This is a genomic window from Kitasatospora griseola (assembly GCF_014648555.1).
GTDB lineage: Bacteria > Actinomycetota > Actinomycetes > Streptomycetales > Streptomycetaceae > Kitasatospora > Kitasatospora griseola.
This window is the reverse complement of sequence record NZ_BMRI01000001.1, coordinates 169,829-181,357: the sequence shown is the minus strand read 5'-3', so window position 1 is coordinate 181,357 and position 11,529 is coordinate 169,829. Positions and strand designations below refer to the sequence as shown.

The window sequence follows — 11,529 nt, the reverse complement described above, 5'->3', positions numbered from 1 at the left end:
CGTCGTCGGCCTGGGCGGCGGCACGCTGGCCGTCGGCTTCGGCGCGCTGCCCTACGACGTCCGCGTCAGCTCCCCGTACTGGGGCAGCCGCTCCGAGCTGATCGAGGTCCTGGACCTGGCCCGCGCCGGGGCGATCGACGTCCACGTCGAGACGTACGGCATCGACGAGGCGCCGCTCGCGTACGAGCGCCTGCACGCCGGGAGGATCGACGGCCGGGCGGTGATCCTGCCGAACGGCTGACGGCCCGTCGGGAGCGGCCTCCCCGTGGCGACCGGGGGAGGCCGCTACTGGCGTTCGATCACCTTGACCTGCTCGCCCGGCTGCCAGGTGCTGATCACCAGCCGGTCGTCCGCCACCTCGGTCAGGGTGGCCCGCCGCAGTTCCAGCCGGAACGCGTGGAACGGGCCGGGCGGCGGCTCGGGCAGGCCCGCCAGGTAGCCGGCGATGTCCACCGGATCGGTCAACTCGACGGCGGACAGGGCGAGTTTCGCGTCCCCGCCGGTCATGCTGGTGTCCGGCCCCGGGTTCGAGTGCAGGGCGCAGCGCGGGTCGTGACGCAGGTCGAGGGCCTTGACCGCGCCCGCCATCGAACCGAGGAACAGGTCGGCGCCGATGAAGTCCACCTCGATGCCGCTCACCCGGGGCGAGCCGTCCCTGGCCAAGGTGGCGAGCACATGGTGCCGGTGCGCCTCGAAGCGGGCGCGGATGCGCGGGGCGAGGTCGGGAGCCTGCTGCTCGAAGTCCTGCCAGGTCGTCATGCGCGCGAGTGTAGGCCGCCGCACCGACCGAACCGCGGATTGTCGGCGGCCCGTCCTAGACTCCGCCCATGGAGACCTACATTGCCTTCCTGCGGGCGATCAACGTCGGTGGCCGCACCGTGAAGATGGACCGGTTGCGGGAGCTGTTCGAGGGCCTCGGTCTCGACGGCGTGCGGACGTACATCCAGAGCGGCAACGTGTTCTTCCGCACCGCGGAGACCGACCGCGCGGCGCTGACGGCCCGGATCGAGGCGGGGCTCGCCGAGGGCCTGGGGTACCCGGTGCCGGTGATGCTGCGGACGGTCGAGGAGGTGGAGGCCGTCGTCGAGTCGGACCCGTTCGCGGGCGTGGAGGTCACCGAGGACGTCCGGCTGTGCGTGCTGTTCCTCTCCGAGCCGATGCCGCCGGAGGTGGAGCTGCCGACGGCCTCGCCGAAGGGCGACTGGGAGATGATCGGCGCGAACGAGGGCGCGGCGTTCGTGGTGATGCACCTGCGCGGCGGGCGGATGAACGGCAACCCGGCCACCTGCTTCCCCAAGTCGTACCAGGGGCAGGCGACTTCGCGGTTCTTCCACACCACCGCGAAGATCGCCGCCGCGGCCCGCAAGGGCTGACGCCCGGTCAGTGCGGGTAGGCCCGGGCGGGGCGCAGCCGGGGCAGTTCCTCGCGGAAGTCGGCGATGACGGAGGCGATCTGCCGGGTCTGCACGGTGCCCTCCAGCCGGTCGAGGTAGAGGTTGCGGGCGGCGAGGGCCTCGACGGTGACGCCGAAGTACAGCGTCATCAGCGGGTTGACGAACGGTTCGCTGCCGACCACCCGCTCGGCGGGCCCGACGTCGCCGAACCCGCCGCGCAGCGCCGCTGCGACGGACCCCTGCACGATGCTCGGCCGCTCCGGCGCGGCGGCCGGGGCGTGCTCGACGGCGTCCAGGTAGAGCGCGGTCTCCGGCGCGTCGGCGGGGAGTGAGAACGCGCCGAGGTAGCCGCCGTCGCGGTGCAGGGCGGCGAGGTTCTCCAGCACCAGGGCGTGGTTGACGCCGTGGTGGGCGTCGATGCCGAAGCCCAGGCAGGCGACCAGCCGGGTCGGCACCGACCGCAGCCCGGCGACGGCGGCGAGCGAGGCCATGTCCTCCTCGGGGGTGCCGAGTCCGGCTTCGTCGCCGCGCAGCAGGATGTCGGTGCCGCCGTCGACCAGCAGGATCGCGTCGACGCCGAGCCGGCGCACCAGCGCCCGGTACGCGGCCCGCAGCGGTTTCACCCCGGTGGAGGCGAACGCCCAGACGGTGTCCGGCTGTCGGTGATCGCGCAGCCACCGGGCCAGCGAACGCTCGGGGAACTTCGGCTCGGCGGAGCGGGTGTCGGGTGTGATCCGGGCCAGCTGAGGGCCCTCCCAGGCGGTCGCGTCCAGCCCGTAGTGGTGGGTGAACGCCAGGTTCGCCAGGTGCACTTCGCGTCCGGCGGCGCGCAGCGCGAGGGCGAGCGGCAGCCCGGCGTAGATGTCGTGGCCGCCGCCCGCGCCGGCGATCAGGATCCGTTCGGCGGCCAGCAGGCGGGTGATCAGCGGGGGTTGGAGCAGGCTGGTGGTCATCGGGCGGACGGTAACAGGGGCCGGTCGGCGCGGCACCCGGGTTTTCAGTGCGGGTAGGCCCGGGGCGGGCGCTGGCGGGGGAGGGAGTCCTGGAAGGCGGCGATGGCGGTGGCGATCTGGCGCATCAGGACGGTGTGTTCCAGCCGGTCGAGGTAGAGGTTGCGGGCGGCGAGGGCTTCGACGGTGACGCCGAAGTACAGCGTCATCAGGGGGTTGATGAACAGGGCGCTGTTGCCGGTGCGTTCGGTGAAGCGGACGTCGCCGAACTCGCCGCGCAGTGCGGCCGCGACGGAGCCGTGGACGATGCTCGGGTGCTCGGGGCACTCCTCGCGGGCGTGGGCCACCGCGTCCAGGTAGTGGGCGGCCTCGGGGGCGTCGGCGGGGAGTGAGAACGCGCCGAGGTAGCCGCCGTCTCGGTGCAGGGCGGCGAGGTTCTCCAGTACCAGGGCGTGGTTGACGCCGTGGTGGGCGTCGATGCCGAAGCCCAGGCAGGCGACCAGTCGGGTCGGGACGTCGGTGAGGCCGGCGACGGCGGCGAGCGAGGCCATGTCCTCCTCGGGGGTGCCGAGTCCGGCTTCGTCGCCGCGCAGCAGGATGTCGGTGCCGCCGTCGACCAGCAGGATCGCGTCGATGTCGAACAGCTCGACCAGCGCCCGGTAGGCGTCGCGCAGCGGTTGGACGCCGGTGGAGGGGAACGCCCAGACGGTGTCCGGCTGTTGGTGCTCGCGCAGCCAGCGGGCGAGGGAGCGTTCGGGGAAGTAGGCGTCGGCGGAGCGGGTGTCGGGGGTGATCCGGGCCAGGTCCGGGGCCTGCCAGACGTCCAGGCCGAGGCCGTACAGGTTGCTGAAGGAGAGGTTCGCCAGGTGCACTTCGCGCCCGGCGGCGCGCAGGGCGAGGGCGAGCGGCAGCCCGGCGTAGACGTCGAAGCCGCCGCCCGCGCCGGCGATCAGGATCCGTTCGGCGGCCAGCAGGCGGGTGAGCAGGGGTGGTTGGAGCAGGCTGGTGGTCACCGGCCGGAACGGTAGCAGTCGGTCAGCCGCCGTACTGCGCCAGCAGTTCCCGGGCGTCGGCGAGGTCCTCGGCGGTGGGTGCGTCGTCCTGGGTGAGGCGGTGGCGCCAGTAGCCGGTGAAGTGGACGTTCGCGCGGTCGAGGTGACGCTCGGTCAGCAGATGGCGGCGGAGCTCGCGGACGGTGCCGGCCTCGCCGGCCAGCCAGGCGTGGTCGAGGCCGGCGGGCAGGTCGGCGGAGCGGACGGCGGCGAGCAGTCGCTCGCCGGGGGCGGCGTCCTCGCGGTGGATCCAGTGGGCGGTCAACTCGCCGAAGCCGAGCAGGGGTTGCTGCTCCTCGGGGCCGGCCGTCTCGATCCAGGCGTGGGCCCGGGCGCCGGCCGGCAGGGCCTCCACCAGGGTGGCGAGCGCGGGCAGCGCCGACTCGTCGCAGGCGAACAGCAGCGGCCGGCCGCCGTCCAGCGGGAACGGGCGGGCGAACTCGGGGGAGGGGCCGAACATGGCCAGCTCCTGCCCGGGCCGGGCGCGGGCCGCCCAGTCGGCCGCCGGGCCGTCGCCGTGCAGCACGAAGTCGACGTCCACGGTGTGCCGTTCGGCGTCGTGGGCGCGGACGGTGAAGGACCGCATCCACGGGCGGCGGTGTTCGGGGACGGCGTGGCAGGCCCGGTACCAGTCCATCAGGTCCTGCCCGGGGGCCGCCGCGGGCAGGTCGGGGCGGTCCTGCCCGGGGCGCGGGAAGTACAGCTTGACCTGCTGGTCGGGCCCGGCCAGGGCGAACTCGCCGGGCGGCAGGGCGAAGCTCACCCGGGCGGTGCGCGGGGTGGGGCGGTGGACGGCGGTGACGGTCAGTCGGCGGATCGGCAGGTCGGGCACGGCGGGCTCCTGTCGGATCGGAGGTGGCCGGGCCAGCCTGCCGGGGCCCGCTCACAGCACGCTGTCAGCGGGCTGTCAGCGCCGCGAGGTCAGTGCGAGAGCACGTCCTTGAGGGCTTCCTCGGTGCGGCCGATCACCGTGTAGCCGTCGTCGGCGGTGATGATCGGGCGCTGGATCAGCGCCGGGTGCGCGGCCATCGCCTCGACCCAGCGGGCCCGGTCGGCGTCCTCGCGGCCCCAGGACCGCAGGCCCAGCTCCTTGCCGACCGGCTCGTCGACGCGGGCCACGTCCCACGGCTCCAGGCCGAGGCGGCCCAGCACCTCGGTCAGTTCGGCGGCCGTCGGCGGCTCCTCCAGGTAGCGGCGCACCGTGTACTCCGCGCCCGCCGCGTCGAGCTCGCCCAGGGCGGTGCGGCACTTGCTGCACCGCGGGTTGATCCAGATCTCCATGACCGGCCAGCCTACCCACCGACCCCGGGCCGCCCGGTCCGGCCCGCCGCTCGCCGCCGCCCGCCCGTCGGCCGCCCGTCCGGTCCGGCCCGCCGCTCGCCGCCGCCCGCCCGCCGACCGCCCGTCCGGTCCGGCCCGCCGGGAACCCCGGTGCGCCGTCCGGCCGTTCCCGCTCCGAACGAAGGAACACGACTGCTGCTTGGGGGAGTCGCATGGACATCGCCGCGATCGTCAACGGGCTGCTGGGCCCGGAGGGCCGCCGCGAGCCGTACCCGCTGTACGAGGAGCTGCGCGCACTCGGGCCCGTCGTGCAGACCGACGAGTACATGGTGATGGTCACCGGCCACGAGGAGGCCGACGAGGTCCTGCGGACCCCCGCCTTCGGGGTGATCGACCCGGAGCTGGCCACCCGGTTCGAGCCGGACTACCTCGAACACCCGGGCCAGACCCTGCTGGGCGATTCGATCCTGCAGCGCAACGCGCCCGACCACGGCCGGATGCGCTCGCTGATCTCCTCGGTGTTCACCCCGCGCCGGGTCGCGGCCCTGGAGCCCGCCGTCACCGCCGCCGTCGACGCGCTGCTCGACGAGCTCGCCGAGCACGGCGACGGCCCGGTGGACTTCCTGGACGCCTTCGCGTTCCGGCTGCCGATCGGCGTGATCTGCGAGCTGCTCGGCGTGCCCGAGCAGGACCGGCACCTGTTCCGGCCACTGGCCGCCGACCTCACCGTGACGCTGGAGGCGCTGGTCGAGGACGCGGAACTGGTCGCCGCCGACCGCGCCGCCGGGGAACTCTCGCAGTACTTCGCCGAGCTGGCCGCCCTCCGGCGCGCCGACCCGAAGGACGACCTGGTCAGCGCGCTGGTCGCGACCGCCGACGCCGACCCGCAGCGGCTGTCCGACACCGAGCTGCTGGCCAACCTGGCGCTGCTGCTGGTGGCCGGCTTCGAGACCACCGGCAACCTGCTCGGCAACGCCCTCGCCCTGCTGCTCGGGCACCCCGACACCGCCGCGCGGCTGCGTGAGGGCGACCTCGATCCGGCCGCCCTGGTGGACGAGGTGCTGCGGTTCGACTCGCCCGTCCAGCTCACCTCCCGGATCGCGCTCACCGACGGCCTCACGGTCGGCGGCATGCCCGTCCCCCTGCACACCGGCGTGCTGCTGCTGATCGGCGCCGCCAACCGCGACCCGCGGCGCTACGCCGACCCCGGGCGCTTCGACCCGGACCGCGCCGCCGGCCGGCCGCTCAGCTTCGGCGGCGGCCCGCACTACTGCCTCGGCGCGCAGCTCGCCCGGCTGGAGGCCACCGCCGCGCTGCCCGCGCTGCTGCGCCGCTTCCCGGACCTGGCCGCCGCCGGTCCGGCCGTCTGGCGGGAGCGGCTGGTGCTGCGCGGCTACCGCACCCTGCCCGTCACCCTCACCGGCCGAGCCGTCGAGCCGTCCAGCCGTCCAGCCGTCCAGCCGCCGAGGCGTCGTGAACCCGGGGGTGACACAGGTCACCGAAGTGGTTGAAATATGATCGAATCGGGTCCAAGGGCCCAACTCGTCGGGACTTTGGTAAGGGGTGGCCCCGACCGACGGCACGGGACGATTGAAAGCGACATCGCACCCGGATCCGGACGCCCGCCGAGGAGGTCAGCATGCCCGCGCCCACCGCCGCTCCCGTTCGCGTCGCCCCCGGCGAGGCGGCCCACGGCCAGCACGGCCAGCACGGCCGTCAGGCCACCGCCCGGTGGGAGGCCGCCATGGCGGAGGCGCTGCGCACCCCGACCTGGGTGCGCGTCATGCCGATCCTGCTGCTGGTCGCCGACCTGGCGCTGGAGGAGTCCGTCCCCCGGTCCGTCGCCGCGGGCTTCCTGCTGACCGTGCTGCCGGTGGTCGTCGCGTTCAGCGCCGGCCCCGCCGTGGTGGCCGGCGCCACCGCCCTCACCGTGGGCCTCCAGGCGCTGCTCGCCCTGCGGGCCGGGCACCTCTACGAGCAGCACCACCTGTGGACGTACCTGGGCACCGTGCTGGCCGGTGTGATGGGCGCCGGGCTGGCCCGGCAGCGCCGCTGCCAGGCCCGCGACCTGGTCCGGATGCGGGCCGTCGCCGACACCCTCCAGCACACCGTGCTGCACCCCGTCCCCGCCCGGGTCGGGGGGCTGCGCGCCGCCGGGCTGTACCGGCCCGCGGAGGCCGACGTCGGCATCGGCGGCGACCTGTACGACGTGTGCGAGACCCGGTACGGCACCCGGATCCTGCTGGGCGACGTGCGCGGCAAGGGCCTGGAGGCGGTGCGCACCGTCGCCGACGTGGTCGGCGCGTTCCGGATCGCTGCCCACGAGACCGCCGACCTCGGCGAACTCGCCGCCCAGCTCGACCGCCAGGTGCGGCGGGCGGCCGAGGACCGCGGCGACGGCGAGCTGTTCGTCACCGCCGTGCTGGTCCAGCACGACCGTTTCACCGGCCGGTTCGAGCTGGTCAACCGCGGCCACCTGGACCCGCTGGTGGTCGGCCCCGGCACGGTCGCCGCCGTCCGCTGCGCCGAGGACCTCCCGCTCGGCCTCGGCCACCTCGCCGCCGGTCCGGCCGCCGGGCCCACCGCCGTGTCGCTGCCGGCCGGGCACAGCCTGCTGCTGCACACCGACGGCGTCACCGAGGCCCGGGACGGCGACGGCGAGTTCTACCCGCTGGCCGCCCGGCTCGGCACGCTGCCCATCACCGACCCGGACACCCTGGTCGCCTTCCTCGCCCAGGACGTCCGCCGCCACGCCGGCGCCCTCACCGACGACGTCGCCGTGCTGGCCCTGCGCGCGCACTGACCCGGGCGAAGGCCCCGATCAGGTCGAGCCGTTGATCACCGAGTTCTGGATCGCCCCGACCGCCATGTCGTGGTCGGCCAGCACCTGGTCGTAGGTGCCGTCGGTGATCAGCCGGTTCATCGCCCGCATCAGCGCGTCGCGCAGCGCCGCATCCTCCTTGCGCACCGCGATGCCGAACGGCCGGGGCTGGATCTGCGGGCCGCCCATCTGGAAGGCGTTGCCGTTGTCCACGGTCTGCGCCGCGTACTTGGCCTTCGGGTAGTCGGTGACGAACGCGTCCGCCTGGCCCTTCAGCTTCTCCAGCGCGGCGGTGTCGGTGTCGGTCTGCACCACCTTCAGCGGCTTCGACTCGTGCTCGCAGGCCTTCACCTGGCGCTGCACCAGGTCGTCGTGGGTGGTGCCCTTCTTGACCACCACGGTGTGCCCGCACAGCTGGTCGATGTCGGCGATGTTCTGCGGGTTGCCCTTGTCGACGGCGATGCCGATGCCCGCCATGAAGTAGTCGACGAAGTCCACGCCCGGACCGGTCGGCTTGCCGTCCTTGTCCAGGCCCTCCTCGCGCTCGCGGGTGTCGGTGATGCCGGACATCGCGATGTCGTACTGGCGGCTCATCAGGCCCGGCAGCACGTTCGCGAACGGCCCGGCGTCGTGGAGCTCCATCCGGATGCCGAGCGCCGCGCCCAGCTTGTCCGCCAGGTGCGGGTCGAGGCCGTCCGGCTCGTTGCGGTCGTTGCGGTACACCACCGGCGCCGCGGTGAACGAGGTGCCGACCTTCAGCACCCCCGCCTTGCGCACCGCCTCCGGCAGCAGTGCGTGCAGGTCCACCTTCTTCTCGCCGGAGCCGGTGCCGCAGCCGCCCAGCAGCAGCGTCCCGCCGATGACGGCGACGAGCGCGGTGCGCCCCCGCCCGGTCGTGTGTGCCATGGTCGTCGTCTCTCCCCGTGGTCAACGGCGGAACACACGACGGCCCGGAGCTGCGGACGGCATGGCGACATGGCCGACGAACGGCAATGGCAATACCGAGGGAACCCCTCGGCCGGCCGCCGTTCCGGCTAAATCATGGGCGACTATAACCAGCATGGCCACGCCAGCCCTAGAGCGCCCCGGCAAATGCCGCCCACGTCACCTGTGCTGACGTCCGATCAGACCCGGTCCGGCCCGGTTCGTCCAGGTCAAAGGTCGGGCGGGCCCGTCGGGACGGACGTCAGGACCACCCCGGGTCGGTGAACCGCGGCAGGGTGTCGGGGCCCCCGTCGGGGCCGGTCGGCAGCGGGCTCGGGGCAGGCCCGAACGGCTCGGTGGCGCCCGGGTCCTTCACCCGCGCGGTGGCGGCGACCGTCACGTTGCCGGGCACGCCGACGGTGACGGTCACGCCCGTCCCGTCGGAGGTGCGCGCGCCCGCCGCGAAGGCGGAGTTCTCGGTCAGCGTCCAGCCGCGGCCGGTCCAGTACGCCCGGACCTGCTCCAGCAGTCGGGGCCGGTTGGCCTCGGAGACCTTCGTCAGCACGTACCGACGGAGCGTCAACTGCGCGGTGCCGTCGTTGTCCCGGCGGGCGTTCTCGTGCGGCACCGCACGGAAGGCGTCGTCGGCGAACCGCACCGCGGGCGTCAGCGCCGAGGTGGTGCCGTCCACCAGCTCCTGGAGCCGCCCCCGGGCCAGGTCCGCAGCCTGCGCCGAACCGCCGCCCGCGGCCGCGCCGGAGGAGCCGCAGCCCGCCAGCGCCGGCCCCAGCAGCAGCGCCGCGACGGCGCCCGCCACCCGCAGCCTCGTCCGACCGCTCATCGGCGTCACACCGACCAGAACGGGTCGTGCCGGCGCGGCATGGTGTCCATCACGCCGTCCGGCCCCAGCGGGACGGTGGAGTCGCCGCCGAACGGGTACGAGGTGCCGCTCGGCGGCACGTCCTGCACCCGCGCCAGCAGCGTCGCGTTGCCCGGGATGCCGATCCTCAACTCGACCGTCCCGAGCGGTGATTCGGCCCGCAGCAGCGGCAGCACCGGATCGTTCTCGCCGCTCAGCTGCCAGCCGCGGGCCCGCCAGGCCCGGCCCAGCTGGGCGAGCAGCTCCGGGTAGCGGTCCGCCGACAGCCGGGTCATCAGGTAGCGCCGCTTCTCCAGGTGCGCGGTGCCGTCCGGCTCCCGGGTGTACGGGTGCTCGTGCTCCACCGCCACGTACGGGCCGTCCGCCCAGTCGGCGGGCGGGTTCAGCGCCGCCGGGGCGGAGTCCAGCAGCTCGTCCACCGCCGCCTTCGCGGCCAGCAGCGCGGCCGACGGGTGGGGTGCCGCGAAGTCGTTCATCGCCGGTCCTGTCCGATCACCCGGTCACCGTGACCGGAGACGATCATGCCCATGTTGCGCAGCGAGTGGCCGTCCCGGCCGTCGCCCTGATTCCAGTAGTCCGAGTGCGACTGGAAGCCCAGCGGGCCGTCCGCCACGTCGAAACGGCGCGCGCCGAACTCGGAACTCGCCGGGTCCTGCCCGAACCAGAGCTCGTGCGGATCACCGTGCCCCGCGATCTTGTCACCGATGAAGCCGCCGAGCACCGCGCCCGGCACGCCGCCGACCAGACCGCCGATGCCCGCGCCGATGCCGATGCCCTTCGCCTCGGCGTGGCTCGGCAGGTGCGAGACCGGGTCGTGCTCGGCCGCGCCCACCCAGACGTGCGAGCCGTCCACGCCCAGCTGCCCGGCCTTCTGCGCACCGGTGCCGGGCGAGCCGACCAGGATGATGTCGTCCGCCGGTATGCCGCCCGGCCGCTGCGCCGCCTGCCCGACGGTGAACGAGCCGTAGCTGTGGCCGAGCGCCGTCAGGTGCGCCGGTTGGCCCTCGTGCGAGGCCCGCAGGCCCTGCAGGAAGCCCTGGTAGGCCTCGCCGCCCTGCTTGGCCCGCTCGTCGCCGGCCACCGCCAGCGCGTCCGGGCTGATCCCCTTGGCCTGCGGGGCGTCGTAGCCCAGCCAGGCGATCGAGGCGGTGGACCGGCTCGGGTCGATGTCGTGCGCGGACTGCCACAGGTCGCGGGCCCGGTTGGCGTCGCCGCCGCCCATGTTCTTGATCTCGGTGTTCAGGCCCGGAACGTACGCCACCACGTCGTCCGCGGTGTCCGGGTTGCCGTACGCGAGTGCGGCCCGGCCTTGGCCCTGGTCGCCGATCACCAGCAGGTAGGCGGGCGGCTGCTTGCCCTGGTCGTCCTTCAGCCGGCCCTGGATGGAACGGAAGCCCTCCAGCTTCTTCTGGTCCCACTCCGAAAGGTTCTGACGGGACGACAGGTCGTTCACCAGCTGGTCGAGCCGGATCCGGTTGGCCTGGTCGCGGGCCGGGGTGGGGATGCCGTTGCGGTTGCCGATCTCGCCCGGGTGCTGGCTGATCAGCCGCTGCTGTTCGTCCGCCGGCAGCGACTTCCACCAGGAGTTCACCTCGGTCGGCGAGGCGTTCTGGTCCGGCATGCCCGCCAGGACCAGGTCCTCACTGCCGGTGAACGCGCGCAGCAGCGTGCTGTTCAGCCGCATCGCGGCGGTGCCCGGGTCGAGGCCGGCGCCGGTGCGGGCGTCGGTGGTGTACTGGCGCAGCCGCTCCGCCGTCACCTGGTCGGCGTGCGCGGCCTTGGACAGCGCCTCGCCGATCCGGTCGCGCAGGTCGGTGCCCTGCCGGGCGCGGTCGGGCGCGTCCGGGTCGTGCCGTTCGGCGGCGCTCGGCGGCGGCCAGGAGATCCCGCCGTCGTCGGAGACCTGGTAGCCGCCGGCCTGTGCCTCCTGCAGGGCCCGGCGCAGGTCCGCCTGGGCCAGCACGAACGCCTCCGCGCCCTCCCGCAGGACGGGCGCGATCCGGGCCAACTCCAGCTGCGCGGCGGCCAGTTTGCCGGTGGTCCGGGACAGTGACTGCCGGGCGCCGTCGGCCGCGTTGCCGGTCCACCCGGAGTTCCGCACCCGGTCGTCCACCCCGGCCCGCCACTGCCGGCCGTCGTCGGCGACGGCCTCGGCGAGCGCCTGGTACGCGTCGGCGGCGCCGAACAGCCGCTGCGGGTCCGCGTCGCGGAGCGTGGGGACGTCCATG

General features: G+C 74.3%; 13 protein-coding genes. 4 read left to right on the top strand and 9 right to left on the bottom strand.

Annotation, left to right across the window (positions count from 1 at the left end; all coding sequences use genetic code 11):
- Window positions 1-241 (top strand): zinc-binding dehydrogenase (locus IEZ12_RS37475; RefSeq protein WP_229847120.1); only part of this gene is annotated, 241 nt, incomplete at its 5' end.
- 44 nt (window positions 242-285) lie between these two features.
- On the opposite strand, the gene IEZ12_RS00835 is transcribed toward IEZ12_RS37475, so the two are convergent.
- Window positions 286-759, bottom strand: coding sequence for a pyridoxamine 5'-phosphate oxidase family protein (locus IEZ12_RS00835; RefSeq protein ID WP_189270292.1), 474 nt, complete (start codon window positions 757-759; stop codon window positions 286-288).
- Between the two features lie 68 nt (window positions 760-827).
- Here IEZ12_RS00835 and IEZ12_RS00830 point away from each other — a divergent pair, with 68 nt between their 5' ends.
- Window positions 828-1,373, top strand: a complete 546-nt coding sequence (locus tag IEZ12_RS00830) for a DUF1697 domain-containing protein (protein ID WP_189270291.1) — start codon at window positions 828-830, stop codon at window positions 1,371-1,373.
- Window positions 1,374-1,380: 7 nt separating this feature from the next.
- On the opposite strand, the gene IEZ12_RS00825 is transcribed toward IEZ12_RS00830, so the two are convergent.
- From IEZ12_RS00825 to IEZ12_RS00810, 4 genes are all read right to left on the bottom strand, one after another.
- Window positions 1,381-2,346 carry a DUF1152 domain-containing protein gene (locus IEZ12_RS00825; RefSeq protein WP_189270290.1) on the bottom strand — a complete coding sequence of 322 codons (966 nt, stop codon included), beginning with the start codon at window positions 2,344-2,346 and terminating at the stop codon, window positions 1,381-1,383.
- A 44-nt stretch (window positions 2,347-2,390) separates the two neighbouring features.
- On the bottom strand, window positions 2,391-3,356 hold the full coding sequence (locus tag IEZ12_RS00820) for a DUF1152 domain-containing protein (RefSeq protein ID WP_229847119.1): 966 nt from the start codon (window positions 3,354-3,356) through the stop codon (window positions 2,391-2,393).
- Window positions 3,357-3,378: 22 nt separating this feature from the next.
- A complete protein-coding gene (locus tag IEZ12_RS00815; RefSeq protein WP_189270289.1) occupies window positions 3,379-4,227 on the bottom strand; it encodes a siderophore-interacting protein in 849 nt (282 codons plus the stop codon).
- Window positions 4,228-4,316: 89 nt separating this feature from the next.
- Window positions 4,317-4,676, bottom strand: coding sequence for an arsenate reductase family protein (locus tag IEZ12_RS00810; protein ID WP_189270288.1), 360 nt, complete (start codon window positions 4,674-4,676; stop codon window positions 4,317-4,319).
- A gap of 212 nt (window positions 4,677-4,888) precedes the next feature.
- Here IEZ12_RS00810 and IEZ12_RS00805 point away from each other — a divergent pair, with 212 nt between their 5' ends.
- Both IEZ12_RS00805 and IEZ12_RS00800 read left to right on the top strand, forming a co-directional pair.
- On the top strand, window positions 4,889-6,187 hold the full coding sequence (locus tag IEZ12_RS00805) for a cytochrome P450 (RefSeq protein WP_189270287.1): 1,299 nt from the start codon (window positions 4,889-4,891) through the stop codon (window positions 6,185-6,187).
- 128 nt (window positions 6,188-6,315) lie between these two features.
- Window positions 6,316-7,479 carry a PP2C family protein-serine/threonine phosphatase gene (locus tag IEZ12_RS00800; RefSeq protein WP_189270286.1) on the top strand — a complete coding sequence of 388 codons (1,164 nt, stop codon included), beginning with the start codon at window positions 6,316-6,318 and terminating at the stop codon, window positions 7,477-7,479.
- An 18-nt stretch (window positions 7,480-7,497) separates the two neighbouring features.
- Here IEZ12_RS00800 and IEZ12_RS00795 read toward each other — a convergent pair whose 3' ends face one another.
- The 4 genes from IEZ12_RS00795 to IEZ12_RS00780 all read right to left on the bottom strand — a co-directional run bounded on the left by IEZ12_RS00795 (window position 7,498) and on the right by IEZ12_RS00780 (window position 11,528).
- The gene (locus IEZ12_RS00795; protein WP_189270285.1) at window positions 7,498-8,403 is read right to left on the bottom strand and encodes an ABC transporter substrate-binding protein; all 906 of its coding nucleotides are present in this window, start codon (window positions 8,401-8,403) and stop codon (window positions 7,498-7,500) included.
- A gap of 280 nt (window positions 8,404-8,683) precedes the next feature.
- Complete coding sequence (locus IEZ12_RS00790; protein WP_189270284.1) at window positions 8,684-9,262, bottom strand: hypothetical protein; 579 nt, start codon at window positions 9,260-9,262, stop codon at window positions 8,684-8,686.
- Window positions 9,263-9,267: 5 nt separating this feature from the next.
- Window positions 9,268-9,777, bottom strand: coding sequence for a hypothetical protein (locus IEZ12_RS00785; RefSeq protein WP_043913617.1), 510 nt, complete (start codon window positions 9,775-9,777; stop codon window positions 9,268-9,270).
- Window positions 9,774-11,528: an alpha/beta hydrolase gene (locus IEZ12_RS00780; RefSeq protein ID WP_189270283.1), complete on the bottom strand. Its 1,755-nt coding sequence runs from the start codon at window positions 11,526-11,528 to the stop codon at window positions 9,774-9,776. The genes IEZ12_RS00785 and IEZ12_RS00780 overlap by 4 nt, the downstream gene beginning before the upstream one ends.
- Window position 11,529 lies beyond the last annotated feature (1 nt).

What these genes read in the sequence shown, in the direction of transcription:
- IEZ12_RS00800 (WP_189270286.1), top strand. Translation starts at nt 6,316, where the DNA reads ATGCCCGCGCCCACCGCCGCTCCCGTTCGCGTCGCCCCCGGCGAGGCG.
- IEZ12_RS00790 (WP_189270284.1), bottom strand. Translation starts at nt 9,262, where the DNA reads ATGAGCGGTCGGACGAGGCTGCGGGTGGCGGGCGCCGTCGCGGCGCTG.
- IEZ12_RS00785 (WP_043913617.1), bottom strand. Translation starts at nt 9,777, where the DNA reads ATGAACGACTTCGCGGCACCCCACCCGTCGGCCGCGCTGCTGGCCGCG.
- IEZ12_RS00810 (WP_189270288.1), bottom strand. Translation starts at nt 4,676, where the DNA reads ATGGAGATCTGGATCAACCCGCGGTGCAGCAAGTGCCGCACCGCCCTG.
- IEZ12_RS00825 (WP_189270290.1), bottom strand. Translation starts at nt 2,346, where the DNA reads ATGACCACCAGCCTGCTCCAACCCCCGCTGATCACCCGCCTGCTGGCC.
- IEZ12_RS00795 (WP_189270285.1), bottom strand. Translation starts at nt 8,403, where the DNA reads ATGGCACACACGACCGGGCGGGGGCGCACCGCGCTCGTCGCCGTCATC.
- IEZ12_RS00805 (WP_189270287.1), top strand. Translation starts at nt 4,889, where the DNA reads ATGGACATCGCCGCGATCGTCAACGGGCTGCTGGGCCCGGAGGGCCGC.
- IEZ12_RS00780 (WP_189270283.1), bottom strand. Translation starts at nt 11,528, where the DNA reads ATGGACGTCCCCACGCTCCGCGACGCGGACCCGCAGCGGCTGTTCGGC.
- IEZ12_RS00830 (WP_189270291.1), top strand. Translation starts at nt 828, where the DNA reads ATGGAGACCTACATTGCCTTCCTGCGGGCGATCAACGTCGGTGGCCGC.
- IEZ12_RS00835 (WP_189270292.1), bottom strand. Translation starts at nt 759, where the DNA reads ATGACGACCTGGCAGGACTTCGAGCAGCAGGCTCCCGACCTCGCCCCG.